Below are 18,335 nucleotides of genomic sequence, written 5' to 3' on the forward strand. Positions count from 1 at the left end.
AAAAAAAAATAAATAATGGCGAAGATATTTTATCGAAGAAAAATAAAAAAAATATAACTCTCAATGATTGTATAGAAAGCTCTTTTGAAAAAGAAGAAATGAGAGGTAATAAAGTTTCTTCTAACACATTTTTATCTTATAAAAATATATATAAGAACCATGTTAAAGATGATATAGGTAGAAACTACATATCAATGATAACAACAGGAGATATACAAGACCTACTAGATGAAAAGGCTAAAGAATATGGTTGTGGTTTAGTATCTCAGATAAAAACTATAATCAAAAAGGGTGTTCAATATGCCCTTTATAGAGGTTATATTAATAATGATATAACAAATGGTCTTATAGTGTGGGGGAAACAGTCTAAAACAAGTGCTGAAACAAATTGTTTGAGTATAAGTCAAATATCTGATATATTAAAAGATACAGAAGATGAAGAATTGAACTTAAAAATTAAAATAGCACTTAGTATAGGTATAAGAGAGTCAGAGGTTTTAGCATTAAGCTGGGATAATATAGACTTTGAAAATAACGAAATAAGAATATGCCAGATAGTTACAAAAAAAGATGGTGAACACATAATACAAAAATTCACTAAGAATAAAAAAGACCTTGTTGTAAAAATGCCAAAACTTCTATCAGAAGAATTAAAAAAGTACAAGATAAAATGGAATAAAGAAATGCTATCCAAGGTAGGAACAAACAAACATAACCTTTTGTTCTACAGAAAAGGATTCAAACCAATACCTGTAGCCACATTATCAAATCAATTTAAAAGATATATGGAGTCTAAAGGTATAAATAATGTAACATTTCATGGTTTAAGACATTCTTACGCATCAATACTCTTTTATAAAGGTATGGATTTAAAAGACGTAGGGCAGATGTTAAATCACAAATCAAAATATTGCACTGATAGAGTTTATGTTCATCTTTTAGATGAAACAAAATCTCAAGCCATGAATGTTATGAATGAGATACTGCTATAAATCATTACTTTTTTCAATAAACTCACACAAAGAAGCACCCTTTAATTAGGGTGTTTCTTTGTTATTTAGAAATATGAGGTTCTAAATATATATAGCCATGACCTTGAGAATTTCTTGGTATATCAGGGATACTTTTTGTGTTCTTTATTAAAAGGGAATATATTTCTACCTCACTAAGACTCCTTTTATATTCTTTATTAGACCAATCCATCAATAAAGCTAATGCTCCTGATACTAAGGGTGCTGATTGGGAAGTTCCACTTAATGCTCTAAAACCTCCGTTGAGAGAACATCCTATTATATTTTCACCTTCAGCGACACAATCAACAAATTGATTTGTATTAGAAAATGTTGATATGGATAAATCTTTAGACATAGAACCAACTTGAATTACTTCTTCATAACAACCAGGGAATAATAATTCAGTTGTTTCACCACTTCCATCACCACTATTTCCACTTACACCGACAACAGATACTTGCATTCTCATTGCCATTTTTATAGCCTCATGTATTTGTGGTGCTTCTGCATTACCACCCAAACTGATATTTATTATATTTGCCCCTCTTTGGCAAGAGGCATATATTGCTTGTGCTATAATATCATAGTCAGCTATACCACTTTTATCTATAACCTTATATATCATTAGGCTTGCTTCTGGAGCAACACCTGTAAACTTGCCATTTTTATAGGTCTCACCAGCTATAAGACTAGCAACGTGAGTCCCATGTCCTATATAATCAGTAACATCATCTCTTTCTCCTTCATCTGTAAGGTTATACTTATGTATAATTCTGTCTTTTAACAAGGGATTTTCTATATCACAACCTGTATCAATAACAGATACAATAATGCCCTTCCCTTTAAATCCATTTCCCCACATATATGGAATGTTCATGTTTTCTATATAAGAGGGTAGAGTAGGCAAGGTTAGACCGTCAAATTCCTCTTTTGTAAAATAATCTCCATGATTAACTTCTGAATATTGTTTTTTTATTGGCATAGAAATCTCCTTTATTTAGGCATAAAAGCCTGTAGTAATACATCTTTTTTCTTTTCTTTCAAATAAGAACTTGTTGTTGAAACATCATTATGATTTGCTAGAGCTTGTAATACTTCTAAATTAAATTTTTGTCCATCGTTTTTGTCGCATATATAGTGATTCCCAGTGCTTAGCAATTCTAACGTTGTATGTCTAAAGCTATGAATGTTAAATGAATATTCTTTTCCTGTTATATTTTCTAAATATTTATTCCATCTTTTTACCCATGAATACATAGTGCCAATAGGAACTTCCTTAACTTTACCATTTCTTTCCTTTTTATACCATAAAAATTCCTCTTTATCTCTACCTCTTTGTTTAAGGTACGCTTTAAATGTTTTTCTGGTTAAATCATTATACATTAATTCAAATTTCTTGCCACCTTTACCAACAACAAAATTAGTAAATACACCATCAGGCTTTATACTACTTTTGTTAATTTGATAAATTTCGTTTCTTCTTCCTGCTGTATCAATTAATAGTGCTAAGAGTAGAGCATCTTGGTATAAATGTTCTTTCATTAAGTAATCATATAATGTATCTATTTCTTCTCTTGTAAGAAATTCTATATCTCTAACCTTTTGAACCTTTAGTCCTTTAATTTTTTCCACAGGGTTATTTATGTAGAAATCCTCGTAATCTTCATCATCTATTGCAAAACTGTAGAATGTTCTTAGAGTAGATAATACTCTATTAAGTCTAGCAGGTGAAACATCTTTATCTTGCATCTTTAGCATAAAATTTCTAACCTGCTTTTTAGTTACGTTATAGAACTCTGTATTATTACAATTTTCATACACATAAAAAGCAAAGATTTTTAAATCATTTATATATTGCAATATAGTAGTATCTGCTTTATTCGCTGCTTTCAATTCAAGTTTATACTCTTCTATAACCTTCTTATTATGTTTATTTATATCTTCTGAATATTCTTCTTTTTGAAAAATATTATATACATTTTTTCTAGCCATATTTCCTCCTTTATATTAAAAGTAATAAATATTACCTATTTTCTTCTATGAATTTTTTAACCTTATCTAGGGTCTCTTTTCTATTTACACCAGCAAGCTTCAATGACTCACTAGGTGCTTTATCACTACCTCCAACAAATATTGTCTTTTGATATTTGTCTTTAACATTAAGGTAGTCCTCTAAGTGCATTTTAGGAATAGCCAATTCTACCTCTATTAATTCAGCACCTATCTTATCAATATTGTTGTTATATAATACTAGTTGATAATCTGTTTTAGGATTAACATTTTCCTTTTCAATAGGAACAGATGGTTTAGGTTCTTCATTTTTTGGAGTAGAAGGTATCTCTACACAATATTTAGCTGATACAAAACCAACTCTAGGTATCTTATACCAAACACCATTTAAGCTAGACTTATATACCTTTTCTACATAAATAACAGAGCCATCTCTGTAAGTACCTAATTTCTTAGAGTCTACATTAGGATATTCTCTTATAGTTAGAGTATCATTAGGAGTACTAGTTTTTACAGAATATCCCCCATTTACAACAATATATTCAGATTGGTCGGTGTTATTATTTGATGGATTAGATGATACATTTTCACCTAGATATTTTCTCACTTTATCTTTAAATCTTTTGTAGCCTAAGTCTAAAGTTCTATGAGGGCAATACTTGCCACTCATTTGCTGATGAGAGTAAAGTTTATCAATACCCCAACCGTACTTCTTTAATATTCCAGCTATATATCTAGCCCCATTATCTTCTGCTTTTAAGAATGTTTCTTTATCACTTTTTGACCTTGCTATCTCTACACCAATATAATTAGTGTTCCCATATTGGTTGCCACAATGCCATGTGTTATAATTAAATGGAACACATTCTATGACCTTTGTTTCATCTACAACAGAGTGGAAGCTAGTCCAATTTGAGTTCCCCACCATGTAAGAAGCCTCTGCCTTTGCCTTGGCAGTATTCCATGTGTTATGTACTACTACAGCTTTAGGAGTCATTCTGTAGGTCATCTTTTTACCTCTGTTCCAACTTGGCACTGGCAAATCTTCTATTAATACACCACAAATTACACCGTTCATTATATCAATCCTTCTTCCTTTAATTTTTGAATATCTTCCTCTGATAAATCTCCGTAAACACCTTCATCATTAAAGGCATTTTCTTCTAAGTTTTTCTTATAGAGTTCTTCATCAAATATGTTCACTTTAATTTCTTCCATATAAATCCTACTTTCTATTTTCTTTTATAAATTGTTGAACTAGGTCAATAGTTTCATCTCTGTCTTTTCCAGCAATAATCTTAGCTACACCATCTGGAGCGTTAGAGCCGCCCACATGAATAACCCTTTTATATTTGTCTTTAACTGTGTTGTATAAATCAACACTTAAACTAGGTATATATAAATTCTTAGTAATCATCCTTGCTGGTATTTCATCAATCTCATTAGAATATATTACTAAGTCATAGTTTTCTTTTTCAGTAGAGTGGGGTAGAGTAGAGGAGTATTTATTAATATCTTTGTCATACTCATATAGCTTATATTTTTCTATCAATTCTATAAGCATATTTGCGTAGTCTTGACTTGTCGCATATCCTGCACTCTGTAAAGCCTTACAAGCTTTTCTATAGTCAACCTCACCAATCACATTTTTATAGTTTCTCTCTCTCCAAGCTGGAGTATGAAAAAATCTAGCATGGTCTACTAAAGAGCATTGCCAGTTCCTATATTTTCTGAAAGCTGCATCAATATAGAATTTTTTGTTATTCTTATCATACTCTGCTGTACGCACCGTATAGCTTTCACCCTTCCAATCCTCTTTAGCCTTGATACCAAATAGGTTACAAGCATTCTTTGCTAGTTCGCTTGTCCCCCAACCACTCTCTAAACACGCCTGTGCAATGGTTACGCTTGGAAGTATCCTGCCCTCGTGCCAGCCTGCTATAGCACCATCTTTTACTTTGGATATAAAAACATCCTGCTTTGTCTCCATGATATCATCCCTTTCATATAATAAAGGTGGTCATATAGACCACCTTATTTATTAAAATTTTACCTGGTAAACTTTATTTTATTTAGCGTTTAATCTTTGTTAATTCTGAAAATTTATTAAATATATCAGTAAAAAGTGTTGTATCTGTTCCATTTTTACCTATATTTTCAATTATGGACTTTATCTCCATAAAAAGATAACCTATATACAGCGTATATACCAACCCTATTCCTATGTATCCAGGTATTAATACACTTACAGGCAAGAATACCAAGAGTAAAAGCATACTGGCTATTTTCCTGAGTATACCATTAATACCTGCCTTTGATTTAAACTCTATCTTAGGGTTTACATAAGCTGCTATCGTCCCTGTGATAAAATCCACTATCATAGCTATTGCTATTAATGCCAGAATAACTAGTATCTTTCCCTCTTGTGTAGTTGCATAACCTTTTAAAAAATCAAATATTACCATCTTCATCTTCCTTTCCCTAATCATAAGTTACGTTGAAGTTCAAATCACCACCACCGTAGCCATAAGCACTTACATCAAAAGTGACGGTTCTTTTACCTAAGTTTCGTGACTGGAAGTACAACCCATCTCCACCCCAGGCTACATTAAACCTATGATGGTCTGATACATATCCACCACCACTTGAAGGCCAGTTTATTCTTGAGCTACCACTTATTGACAGCTCTTTGCCGTCAATGTTTACATATCTATATGTTCTTTTTCCGTTATATCTTAGTTCACCATCATTATCTATTCTATCTATCTTGCTATAATCAATACTTTCACCCCAATTTAATTTTTTGGATGTTCCCATACTTAAAGTTGTACCCTCTACATTTATGTACTTTCCAGATAACCAACCTACACCTTCATAGTAAAGCTGTCCATCATTTGAATCAATTTTAGTCAACTTATCTTTATCGAAGCCTTGAGGGAAGTTAATAGATTTGCTTGACCCAAGAGATATATTTGTTCCATTGATATTTACATACTTATTTGAAACCCATGAGCCATCATAATACAACTGCCCATCATTAGGGTCTATCTTAGTTAATTTGTTGGGGTCAAAAGCTTGTGGAACTTTATAAGATGAGGAGTTAGACATGCCAAAAGGTTTCTTATTGCTAGCATCTACAGTTACAAACTTGCCAGTTGATACTCCATTCATAGTAAGTTCACCAGTTGAAGCGTCAATTCCTATCTGTGCAATACCTATACCGATATCTGATATGCCTTCTAGAAGTCCTGATACTATTAAATAAATAATATCATATTTTGCCTTAGCCTTTTCTTCAACTTCAGCCGTATCAGAATTGAGAATTTCTAACTTTTCTTCGATCCTAGGATATATTCTACGTTGATAAAGTTCTTTAATAAAGTAGGTAGCAAACTTAGTATTCTTTGATTTGAATTTCTCCACAGTCTTCCCTATAGAATCTACGTCATTTAGTATATAAGTCAAGGCACTAAGATACTTTATCTTTTCTTTTATTGCAGAATCCTTGCTACTAATTAGCTGGTCTATTACTTCGCTTGCTTCTTCTTTAAGCTGCTTGTATTCTGCTAAATTTTCATCATAATTCTTAGGCATATTCTACCCCCTTGCTTTAGTTATTAGTTGCTTAAATTCTCCATTTAACTTTTCAAACTCAGCATTATTAGAACCTATCTTTTTGTCTAACTCTTCTAGGTGCGTTTGATGATTGGAAAATTTTTCATCTACATACTCTTTAGATACTACATCTAAATCCTTCTCTATTAATCCTAATAACTTCATCCATTCACCTCTTATCCAATAACAATTACCTTATACTTGTCCTGTTCTGGTGCTTTTGCAAAGTTAATCTTTACATTATTCTCATCTATATATTCTGTTCCAACAAGAACCACATCAAATGGAGCAGTATTTTCTCTGACTGCTACGATAACATCTTGAGTGTTTAGTTTGTGATTAACAGTAAATTCTTTGCTAGCACCATCACCAATGACCTTAACAAACTTATCTGTTTTCTTTCCTATTTGAGTAGTTAGAGCTTCTGCTACACCCTTATTAGACTGTATTAAATCTCCTAATTCTTTAAGAGTATCATAAGCTTCACCAGCACCATTGATTAACTTATTGATTTCAGCAGTAGTAAATTCTTTAGCCTGTTGTAGAGCTGTATTTGCCTTATTCTGTGCTTCTTGGTCTGTAACTTTACCAGCTAAGGCAATGTCTAATCCTGTAATCTTATTTGTAGGTATAGTCTTATCACTAGCTATCACACTATCAACTATCTTATCTGGTGTAAGCTTTTCTTCTAAACCATCTATCTTGTTGATGTCGATTTTAGAAGTACCATCATTAATCTTGGATACGATATTAGCACCATCAAGAGCATTAGCTAGTCCATTGATTCTTTCAGCATTGATATTCTCAGTACCATCATTAATAGTGGCTACTATATTAGCAGCACTAAGCTTAGTTACTAAGTCCTTAATTTTACTAATCTCTATCATAGCTGTACCATCATTAATGGCATTAACTATACTGACAGCAGTAGGGGATGCGTCTTTGGCATCCATTGCTAACCAAACTGCCCCTGTCCAAACATAAACCCTTTTATCAGCAGAGTTGTAGTAAACCTGTCCTGATATTGGGTCTGTCGGAGCTTGTGCCAATGTTTGTAAGACAGCATTAAGTAATTGATTCTTTGTCAAATCTAAATTGTTTAATAATTTCATTTAATATCTCCTTTGTTAATTTTATTAATTTAAAAAAGCCTTCCCAGAAAAAGGAAAGCTAAATTTAATCACTAATTTATTTTTATCTATGTATTCACAGTCCCCATGAACTATGTTGTTCCCAGTATCCACTATTGTTATAGATGGATGTTTATTAAGATTATGAGTTATTTCCCACATATCTGATGCTACATCTTGAGTATAAATATAAGTCTTACCTCCAGGGTGTTTTTTTAATTCTTCAAACTGCGTCTTAATATTATGTATGTCTTCATTTAAAGTTTCCATGTTAAGGTTTTTTAACTTATCTATCTCATCCTTTAATAATTTTGAATACTTATCATATGTATTTATGATTGTTTCAGCATTGTCAACAAGAGTTATTTCGCTAAAAAAAACTGAACGAATAGCCCTCGTACATCTCCCTTGGAATACTCCAGAAGATATGACTGCCTTGTCTTGAGATACCACTATTTCACACTCATATTTTCCCTCGCTCATAGTAGGGAAGTAGAAGTCAAAAGTATTTTTAATCCTATTATGAGGGGGCACTCTTAATATTTTGTCATTGCCAGTAACCTTGAAATAAGCATAACATTGTATGTTTTCGTCATACTTAAAGTTAGACAATATAACTCTTATTCCTCTAGCAGTTTCCCCAGCGTGGATAGTGGGAATATCTTTTGAGATTTCACCATCTACTATTGTTTGAAAACACACATCTGGGTCTTTTTTAGCATCAAATATAAATGTATGTAAAAATTCTATCATTGATTACCTCTTTTAATTTATTTTGTTTTATTGTCGCTATCTTTTTCCATAATATTATAGGATTCTAAATCTGCTTCAAGTTCTTTAATTCTATTTTCTTTTTGAATCAAAAGAGCATTTAATAGCAAATTTTCATCATCTATTCTTTTTAATTTTTCTAAAACTACCTGTAGATATATATCTTTATTTAAATCCATTGTTTTCTCCTTATATCAACCAATCATCAAACATTTTATCTCCACCTGTATATTCATCTTCTCCAGTATACCAATACATACCATGTGGCAATCTTTCTATATTAATTTTAGGCTTTCTGTTATTAACACCAAATCTAATCTTATACATATTACCATCCCAATCAGGAACTATAAGAGAATAACCTGAACCATATTGTCCTCCCTCATTTTTTAAGAATATTGACCTTCTGTCATGAACCCTGTTATCACCTATTTTTGCAGTATATTGATAATCTATTTTTTCAAGAGTAAATTGTTCAGAACCATTTAGTGTTATAGCAGCTCTATTACTACCAATCTTATAGTAATTACCATCATTCCACTTTAATCTAATAGCAAGACCAGTTCCAGTGTTATAGGCTTCAGTAGCGTCTATAGATGGTTTTCCACCTTTACTCTCATACTTATTATCCCTCGTGTCATAAAGATGTATGATTGCATTGCTACCATTGGTAGGAGGGATTAACATATCTGTTGAAACATAACCTTTTTTTATCTCAAGACCTTTTTCTGTAAATTCTGCTGAACTAGAATCTATTTTATTAAAAGCTATCTTTATAGAATCTGGATTTTGTTCTATAAAGGATTTTAGTCCATTTTTAGTTACAGTTTGACTAATCTGGTTTTTTAATTGTTTTATTACAGAACCATTACCATTCTTTTTATCGAATACCTCGTTAGTGATATTATCAACGGTTTGACTAATTTTACTATAGTTACCTTGAATGTTTTCTATCCTTCCACTAATCTCATCTTGGGATACTTTAAAATCTGAAATCTTAGTAATGATGTCATTTATTCTTTGTTCAAAATGAAAGCCACTAGCTTGACTATCTATTATTAATTGACCTAATATGTCTACAGTTTTCCCACCGTTTGCATTAGAAAGCATACCTAGGAGTGCTTTTCTTTGTAGATTTGTTTTTGTAACTATACCACCACATCTCATTAGAATATTAACATAGTCTACAGATGTACTTGTTTTTTTTCTTAGAATATCTTGTAAAATACCATCTAAACCTCTTTTAATAGGGTAGACTTCATTCTTATATGTATAAACAATGTTTGAAATTTCATTTATGGATTTACCAAATATTTCTGAATTATCAGGAAGAGTGTCCCATAGATTCGATAATAACTCATAAGAATCATCGCATATTTTTTTAACTTTATTTATATTTTGAATTTCAGATTCATTTAATTTGTCATCTGCTAATGCCCCCTTTAAGATATTACCTAACATACCATAATTAGACGTAACACTTGCATATGTAGCGACTAGTTTTTTAGAAAATTCTGTTTCTTTAAATTCTTTTTTTGTATTTTCTACAGATAATCTGATAGTTTCTGACATCTGATGTATCTGAGATGTCTTTTCAGATAATTTCCCTTGTGTTTCCTCTATCTTCCCAACAGTTTGTGTTATCTGATGATTTTGTTGTAATATATTTGAAAATTCTTTAGTTATTTTACCGTTTTCGTCTTTAAATTCATTATAAAGTCCATGTATTTTTTGTTCTATAGTTGAGTTAGATTCTGAGTCAAATTTAATTTGAAAATAATCTTTTTTTGAATGGCATATTGTTCCTTGTCCGTCATCATTAATCAAAACTAAAAACTTTTCTGCTGTTTCTTCGAGTATTTGATTTGTATAAAAAAATCTATCAGGTCTTTCAGCATCCCAATAGATATATTTTTTGACTGTGCAATCATCTGGAATAAAGTATAGCTTATTTCTATAGGTAACAACAGCGTTTGTTATTCTTAACCAACCTAGAGCAGGGGAGTTATCTTGTATCATTAATTACCTCCTTAGTTAATTACAGTTCCATCGGGTCTTTTCTTTTTTGGTAAATTATATTTAGATATAAATTCCTTTGGAACATTCATTCTGTTATATTTTAATAGTACATTTAAATATCTGTTTGAATCAATATCTCTTAGGGCATTCTTGGCATTGGTTAAGTAATCTGATATAGTTAATCCATCTTCTTTTTCTGTTTTTTTATTGGATAATGTTATCTTTAATTTATTATCTCTAACCATGTGTTTATATTCATTTAAAAATGTAAATTCCTCACTGTCTGTTTCTCTATCATATAAAACAACTAAATCACCAAGAGATAAATCACCGTTCCAACTTACCCCATACGGTGTTTTTATTCTATCTAAAAAATTTGCAACATCAATATTCCATTTTCTTGTAGGGTAACTTTTGTCTAATAACTTCTTTTTTGATAATACAATTAAATCTTCGACATACTCAGTTAAAAAAGAATCATTTTTATATGTTTCTGTATAGATATATTCCTTTAATTCATCAAGTAGGGCAGTAGTGAATATGAGTTTTCCATCATCATCTGTAGCTGTTGGTTTTTTACATAATTCTACGATATTATCTCTTGATTTGGTCAGATTTCTTATATCTTCTTCAAGTTTTTCGATAGCACTTTTTATTCTATCTCTTTCATCTCTCTGTTTTGTTATCTCTTTTGCTAGTTTTCCGATAAGTTCCTTATCCTCTTTTGGGGGTACGTTATATATTTCCAATTTATCATTTAGCATATACAACGTTTTTTCTGCATGAATAAAATCTTTACCCAGTATATTTTTCTGATTTTCACGATTAACAATTTCATCTGCATATAGTTTCCATGTAGGTTCTCTTTTTTCTACCATTTTATAATATTTAGTTAGAGCGTTCTTTAAATCTAAACTCATCTCATTTATTTCCATAAAATAAGAAAAATTTTCTATATATTTTTCACCAGTACAAGTAGCACTAATTATATCCATATTTTCGTTGCCTTCAATTACCATTCTAGTAACCAATTTATCCGTATTGTATTCTTTTTCAAGAGATTTGATATAATTATCCTTAGATAAATACAATCCTATGTGGTTTTCTAGTTCAATCTCATCATATAAAATTACAATTTTATTTATAGTGTCATAATCTATACAGCAATCAAAAGAAGAACATACATCTTTTTCAAGAAAATCTAACCATTTTTTGTTGACACTTTCTATATGTCTAATTTTTGGTGTACCTTTTAATTCCTCTAAAGCCTTATCTATATCAAAACTAGGGGAGTTTGATTCTTCTATTTTTTTTATTAGCCCCTCAATCTCTTTTTTCTTTTCAGCTATTCTTTCTTTAATTAATTCAAACCCATCTTCTCTAAGTTGTTTTGCTTTCTTTTCTATATCCTTACCTATAGCCTCAGACAGCTCTTTTTTATCTTTTTCTATAAGTTCTTTTCTTTTCATTATTTCATCAAGAGAAGTCTTGTTTTTATCTTGTATGTCTTTAATATTTTTCATACTGATTAAGATTTTTTTATATTTATTTATATAAGGTTCTACAGGGAATTCATATCTTATAAAATCGGTAGCCTGTATTTTCCATCCAGTTTCAGAATATAGGTAGTCAGAAAGAACTATATTATCTTTATCATCTATCTTATCAATTAAGGTATAAGATGTATCCTCAAGCGAAATATCTATCTCTTTAAGTCTAATTTCTTTTGATTTTGCCTTTACTTCTATATAATCATCATTTGTTATTTCAACACTCTTGATTATAAATATATCCTTACCGTTTAATTCAAGTTGTCTTTCATTCTTTAAAGCAGAATAAAGAGGGTATGTTTTTTGGCTAAAGTCTAATAAATCCATATAATACTTAGGAACTTTTAAACTTATTGTGTGTGATGAATTTATCTTTTTAGAAATTTCCGTAATAGCATTTTGTGGTATTTGTCCTAAGGGTTTACCACTTATAGTTTTTAATATCAATTCATACTCAGTATTTTTTGAATCTAGATGTATTTTTCTATCTATTATTTTTCTCACCACCTAAATAATAATGTTAGGTAGGGAATACCTACCCAACATTACCTACTATATTTTTATTATTCTTCCTTATTTCTTCTTGAACAATCTTTAACATTTCACTAAGATATGCTTCACTTAGATTCCCGTTTATAGTTACAAGAGAACCGATATTCTGAGTAATGTTATTTTTGTCTTTGCTTTTTGCCAATTCTCTAAATTTTTCATTTTGTATAAATCCTGTATTTAAGTCAGTAGGTATACCTATGGCACTTAATATATTAGAATAGTTAACTGAAACATTTTTGGCACTAGCTAATTTTGCTAACATTTCAGCTTTTTCAAAAGCACCCATAACACCCAAACCACCCTCGTGTTTATTCATGTAATCTATAAGTGCTTTCTTAAGGTCAATTATATTCCCATTAACCTCTATAGTACCTCTTGCTATTGCTTCTAAGGCTTTTCTTCTTAAATCGTTCTCATTAGTAGATTTTTCATCTTCATCTTTTTGCTGTTTAACTCTATCATCAAGCCTTTTTGATTCATCATCATAACCCTTAAGAACTATATCATCTGTATGTCTTTCAACTGTCTTATTAAAATCTTTTTGCTTTCTATCGTATTCTTCCTGTAATTTTTGGAACTTTTTCTGACCACTTTGAGATGTATCTCTTGAATATATATTAAGTTTCTTTCTTAGTTTTTCAAGTTCTTTCATCTTTTCAGCAATATCATCTTGATAATCAGCTTCTTTTCTAGCAAGAGTATATTCTTCTTTTCTCTTGTCTATAAGTTTCTTTCTTGCATCAACCTCTTTTTCAATATCTTTTATTCTATCTTCTGTAGATTTTTTCAACATAGATATTATCTTATCCTCTATATTTTTAGTGTCCTCTAGTAACTGCTTATTAGCATCTTTGATTTTTGAGTTATGCTCTTCCCATTCTTTTGTTGCGTTTGGCAACTTATTTTTGATTATATCAAAATAATTGTTTGCAAGTCCTTTGATTTCATTATATAGAGTTGATTGGTCTTTAAGCTGATTTATTCTTTCTTGGTAGTTTGTTATTTCACCATCAGAACTAAAAGTAAATCCATAATCTTTTAATTTAGACTGAAGATTACCTTGAAGATTTTTTAATGTAGATATATTAGACTCAAGGGCATTTTTCATATTTTCATATTCAGCAACTTCTTGTTTGAGAATGGATAATCTATCAGTGTTAAATGCATATTTTAGCCTTATTCCCAATAAGTTTAATTTATCATTTATACCTTTTATTCTATTATCCATTAATTTTGAAACAGCATCAAAATTTTCGTTCCATGCCTCTATTCTAAGTTTATGCCTCTCATCATTATTGTTTTCTATTTTATACTTATATTCAGACTTTTTATAATCTATATCAGATAATTCATCACTATTTTTAGTGTATCTTTCTATCATTCTTATTTTATCTTCATATGCTTTTTTTTCATCTTCAAGTTTCTTTTTATTCTTATCTTTAGATTTTTCTAACTTTTTATTTATTCCTTCAATTTTTTTCTTCCATTCTAATTCTTTTTGAAGTTTATTTTGAATAGTACCATCATGAGCGAAAGAGACTTTATCTTTTCTTAGAGTATTTCTTAAATTACCCCTTTCTTGAATAAGTGCTTTTTCTTTTGCTTCAGCACGTCTTATACCTTCTCTTAACTGGTCGCTTTGAAGTTTTAAGAATGCTTCTTTTGTTGCCCCTCTTGCTCTTGATAAATGTAAATCTATCTTTTTTACAGCTTGGTCTACTCTTGTTAATGCTCTATCAAAAGAATATAGAATATCAGCATTTTCTTTAAAAGCATCATTTAGCTCTTTGACTGAAAATGTAAGTTTGTGAATAGTAGAAATACCTCTATAGGCATAACCCTCTAATTCTCTAATCTTAAATGATTCTGCGTCCCCTATGTAATCAGCTATAATTTTCTTCTTTGGTGAACTACCTGCTGCCATTGGGGAAGCGAAAGATGAAACAGAACTTACCACTCCACCAACACTTGTAGTTCCAGCTACAGCTGGAGTAGATGTCATAAGAGGATTTAATTGTGTATTTCTAGGTGCAGGTAAAGATAAACCAAGAATATTATTTGAAGACCTATTATATTTAGAGTTCCAATCCAAATATGTACCACTAATACGATTCCCTTTTTTTGGTTTTAAGCCACTAAGCATAGATGATATAGTTTTAACCATAACATTTTTTACAACCGAAACAGAAGCAGTCCTTGCCCCACCAAACGAATTTAAAGTAGCTAATGCACTTCTGATAACACCGCTTGCATAGTCTAACGCTCTTAACGTAACATTTTTACTACCAGGTATACTTCTTACAGCACTAGCTGCTAACCTTGCTATAGCAGATATACCATCGTTACCTTTAAGGTTTGTATTTTTAGATGGAGGAATACCTTGAATAGCACCTTTAACCCTCTGTATGACGGATAACGCATTTCCTAAAGATGCTTTTATATCAATTTTTACATTTTTCATTTTTGGAAGTTCTGGCAGTTTAGGTGTATTAAACTTGAATTTTGCACCGATATCCATACTAGGCAAACTAGTATTAAAAAAAGTACTCATAGGATTATTTATTGGTTTGAGGTGCATAGGGATTTCTATAGGAGAACCAGCAGATAAACCATCAATCTTTGATTTTGCTCCATCAGTATTTGCTTGTACATCTTTTTTAATAGGCTTGCCGTCACCCAGTTTGTTGACATCATTTTTTGCTTTATTTGTGTTAGCTGAAACATTAACATTTACCTTTTTATCGGGTAAAGAATCAATATCCTCTTTTGCAAGTGTTATCTTCCCATTGTCATAATCTACTGATATGACACTTCTTATTTCTGGGGGTAAAGCATTAACTAAGTCTTGTATAGTTTGTATTTGTCCATTTTTAAAAGCATCTGTATTAGCTATCGCATTTATTATAATATTCTTAGTGGTTTCATCTGGAATAGAGGCATTTAACATATTTAGTGTGTTTATTACCTCAGCACCATGTTCACCACCAACAGCATTAAACACAAGACTTTTAGTAGTATTATCGGGAATACTATTAATCATACCTTCTATTTCTTTTAAACCAGAAACCCCTTCTTGATTTAAGATGAAATCTATAGTTTTGGTAATCTTATTACTATCCATGCCTAAGTCTTTACCTGTATTGTAAAGTTTTTCAGCTGTACTCATACCTTCTATATCAAGAGGGTGTTTATTTATAACACCTTGCAATCCGGAATTTAATGAGCCAAATTTACGCATCCAAGCATCCCAATCAGTATTACTTTGAATACTGTTCGCAAAGCTTTTTGCATTATCACTAAGTTTGCTGAAATTATCGGATATCTCTTTGGCTACAGGATTGATTTTCGACATCCTTGAAACAATTTCATCAGAACCATTTTCGAGAGCATCCCTCAAGCCTGAAGATGATTTAGAATATTTTTCCCAAAAATCATTTTTATCTTTAGATATCTTCCAATAATCTGCTGACGTTTTTCTAAAATCATTGCTTTGTTCACCATTTAACTTCATTTCCTTAATTTGATTTTCCATCTCATTAAGCTGTCTATCTGTTAAATCAGAATCAGCAAGTTTCATTTTAACCTCTATTGGAATTTCTATTTTTTTATCTTTATAGAAGTTATCCACATTTTCAAGATGTGCTTGTAATTTGTCTATATTTTTAAAATCTTCAATTGATTTAGCTGCTGATTTTGTTTTATCACCCCATAATGCCCAAGCCTCAGCATTAGACATTATTTCTCCAGTAGGTAGAGTAATATCTTCCCCACCTTTTTTAAGACTTCTTAAACCATCTTCAAAATTTTTAAGGTTTTTCTGTGCATTGGCACTAGAAAAATCAAAGTTCTCCAATGAATTAAGATATTTAAACATACCACTTTGTGCAGCTTGTCCAGCATTTTGGTTTTCATAAAGACCCTTAGCTATATTTTTTATATTATTAGGTAGAGCCTCATTATTTGCCATCTGTTCCCAATTAGATAGAACATCTCCTCTTGATTGTGCCTTCATTATGCCATCAATAGATTCTTTAATACCTCTATATCTTTGCTGTATTTTATCAGCATAAACACGTTGAGAATCCGTTCCATATTCAATATCAGATGGTTTAGCACCATGCTTACGCATAAAATCTATTTCTCTTTTTTCTTCTAAAGACTGATAGCCTCTATTAACATCTCTTAATTTATCTGCCCATGCTTTTGCTGAGCCACCACTAGCTTTAGAGAGTTTATTAGCTATCTCATCAATACCCTTAGAATAAGATTTATAGTCTTTATCAAGTTTGTATACGTCATTAAGCTTTTGAAGTTCTCTACTAAAAGCGCTTATTTTATCAGGACTTAACTTGTTCCCAACTCTTATTAAATCATTGATATCACCATTTAAATTTTTAGATAAGCCCCATTGCATCATAGAACCTAATTCAGATATTGCTTCTTTATTTTGGTCTTTTAACTTACTAAACCCTCTTTTATTAGCTAATTCAGTTAGGGCAGTTGATGTAGCCTGTGCATTAGCTGAGTCGAACTTAGATACAAGTCCTTGCCACTTTTGAAATTTGTCATTTACGCTATCTTCATATGATTGATATGCTTGATTGAACTTTCTTTTTCCTTCAGCGAAGCTTTTAGCACTCTTGAAATGCTCACCAAAAATTTCAGATAATTTAGAATTATAATTTTTTGATTTGCCGGTTCTAGAATCTATGATTGACCTATATTCAAGTCCTTTACTTAAATCCTTTATCTGTTTTAAAACACCACCTTGAACACCTACTTTTTCACCTTGTGTCATAAGAGTGGCATTTTTAGCTTGTATAGTTCTGTTATTGGCTCTTAGTAACTCATCTTGTCTTTTCTTTGCTATTTCTAATCTTTTTCCTAGTTTATCAGCACTAGTTGTTAAAGACAATAGAGGATTGCCGTTTTTATCATATCCAGATACTAAATTAGGGAATATTTCTGCTAGTTTTTGAGCCATCTGATTAACTCTATTCATATCAGCAATTTGGTCATCAGTCATGCTTTTAGTATCCATTTTTGAATATTGTCTTTGTTTCTGTGCTATCGTATCTATTTCTTTTGCATTTTGTTTTACAAAGGCAGTGTTCTCAGATATAGACTTGCTCTGCTGTAGTAATCCATCTCTGTGTTCTAATGCCTTATTTTTTGCATTCTCTACGCCATGAGCAAAATTATCCCATAATTTAGCACCGTATTCAATGCTCTTACTTAAAACTAGGGTAGTAGCACCTACAGCAGCACTAGATAACAGGGTAGTACCAATAGCCCCCATAAAGGATTTCCCTAATTCTTTAAAAGCCAAACCAGTTGTTTTGATTTTACTACTATTTTTCTCTAAATTTTTACTTGCATTACCTGTGCTTTTCTCAACATCAAGCATAATGCCATGTGCTTTTTTATGACTTCTTGTACCTTCCTCAACAGAACTAGAATACTTCTTTTGTTCAATCTGTCCCTCTTTAAGTTTCTCATTTAACTTACCATGTTTTTTACTAGATAAATCAATAATAGAAGCATTATCAAAATCTAATTTATTTTTTTTCTCTGTTGTTTCCCTTTTTTTAGTAGTATCTTTTTTTGTGCTAGAAGATATTTTCTTTTTATCTTTTGTATAATTGGACATCCTTTCCCAAATGGGTTGGTTTTTT

15 protein-coding genes are annotated in these 18,335 nt (G+C 30.9%); 1 reads left to right on the forward strand and 14 read right to left on the reverse strand.

All coding sequences use genetic code 11. The annotated features are described in order from the left end of the window. Positions 1-992, forward strand: a 992-nt coding sequence (locus F823_RS0108915) for a tyrosine-type recombinase/integrase (protein ID WP_019595636.1), incomplete at its 5' end; no start/stop codon positions are given. Between the two features lie 61 nt (positions 993-1,053). Here the strand turns inward: F823_RS0108915 and F823_RS10630 are convergent. From F823_RS10630 to F823_RS11200, 14 genes are all read right to left on the reverse strand, one after another. Continuing rightward, positions 1,054-1,995 (reverse strand): S8 family peptidase, encoded by a 942-nt coding sequence (locus tag F823_RS10630; RefSeq protein WP_019595637.1) that lies wholly within the window; start codon positions 1,993-1,995, stop codon positions 1,054-1,056. Between the two features lie 11 nt (positions 1,996-2,006). Further along, complete coding sequence (locus F823_RS0108925; RefSeq protein WP_019595638.1) at positions 2,007-3,005, reverse strand: tyrosine-type recombinase/integrase; 999 nt, start codon at positions 3,003-3,005, stop codon at positions 2,007-2,009. Positions 3,006-3,036: 31 nt separating this feature from the next. Then, entirely contained in the window at positions 3,037-4,101 is a 1,065-nt protein-coding gene (locus tag F823_RS10770; RefSeq protein ID WP_019595639.1) for an N-acetylmuramoyl-L-alanine amidase, read from the reverse strand. Beyond that, positions 4,101-4,241, reverse strand: coding sequence for a hypothetical protein (locus F823_RS11195; RefSeq protein ID WP_019595640.1), 141 nt, complete (start codon positions 4,239-4,241; stop codon positions 4,101-4,103). Before F823_RS11195 ends, F823_RS10770 begins: the two co-directional genes overlap by 1 nt. Positions 4,242-4,248: 7 nt before the next feature. Next, positions 4,249-5,013 carry a glycoside hydrolase family 73 protein gene (locus tag F823_RS10775; RefSeq protein ID WP_019595641.1) on the reverse strand — a complete coding sequence of 255 codons (765 nt, stop codon included), beginning with the start codon at positions 5,011-5,013 and terminating at the stop codon, positions 4,249-4,251. An 82-nt stretch (positions 5,014-5,095) separates the two neighbouring features. After that, positions 5,096-5,488: a phage holin family protein gene (locus F823_RS0108945; protein ID WP_172461539.1), complete on the reverse strand. Its 393-nt coding sequence runs from the start codon at positions 5,486-5,488 to the stop codon at positions 5,096-5,098. 16 nt (positions 5,489-5,504) lie between these two features. Then, positions 5,505-6,617, reverse strand: coding sequence for a hypothetical protein (locus F823_RS0108950; protein WP_019595643.1), 1,113 nt, complete (start codon positions 6,615-6,617; stop codon positions 5,505-5,507). Between the two features lie 3 nt (positions 6,618-6,620). Next, positions 6,621-6,803: a hypothetical protein gene (locus F823_RS0108955; RefSeq protein ID WP_019595644.1), complete on the reverse strand. Its 183-nt coding sequence runs from the start codon at positions 6,801-6,803 to the stop codon at positions 6,621-6,623. An 11-nt stretch (positions 6,804-6,814) separates the two neighbouring features. Next, positions 6,815-7,750, reverse strand: coding sequence for a hypothetical protein (locus tag F823_RS0108960; protein ID WP_019595645.1), 936 nt, complete (start codon positions 7,748-7,750; stop codon positions 6,815-6,817). Positions 7,751-7,774: 24 nt separating this feature from the next. Further along, on the reverse strand, positions 7,775-8,521 hold the full coding sequence (locus F823_RS10780) for a hypothetical protein (protein ID WP_019595646.1): 747 nt from the start codon (positions 8,519-8,521) through the stop codon (positions 7,775-7,777). 17 nt (positions 8,522-8,538) lie between these two features. Continuing rightward, on the reverse strand, positions 8,539-8,718 hold the full coding sequence (locus tag F823_RS0108970) for a hypothetical protein (protein ID WP_019595647.1): 180 nt from the start codon (positions 8,716-8,718) through the stop codon (positions 8,539-8,541). Between the two features lie 10 nt (positions 8,719-8,728). Continuing rightward, a complete protein-coding gene (locus tag F823_RS0108975; RefSeq protein ID WP_019595648.1) occupies positions 8,729-10,558 on the reverse strand; it encodes a gp58-like family protein in 1,830 nt (609 codons plus the stop codon). 11 nt (positions 10,559-10,569) lie between these two features. Beyond that, positions 10,570-12,612 carry a hypothetical protein gene (locus F823_RS10785; RefSeq protein WP_019595649.1) on the reverse strand — a complete coding sequence of 681 codons (2,043 nt, stop codon included), beginning with the start codon at positions 12,610-12,612 and terminating at the stop codon, positions 10,570-10,572. 31 nt (positions 12,613-12,643) lie between these two features. Next, a complete protein-coding gene (locus F823_RS11200) occupies positions 12,644-18,310 on the reverse strand; it encodes a coiled-coil domain-containing protein (protein WP_019595650.1) in 5,667 nt (1,888 codons plus the stop codon). Positions 18,311-18,335 lie beyond the last annotated feature (25 nt).

The organism is Peptostreptococcus anaerobius VPI 4330 = DSM 2949, assembly GCF_000381525.1.
Lineage (GTDB): Bacteria > Bacillota > Clostridia > Peptostreptococcales > Peptostreptococcaceae > Peptostreptococcus > Peptostreptococcus anaerobius.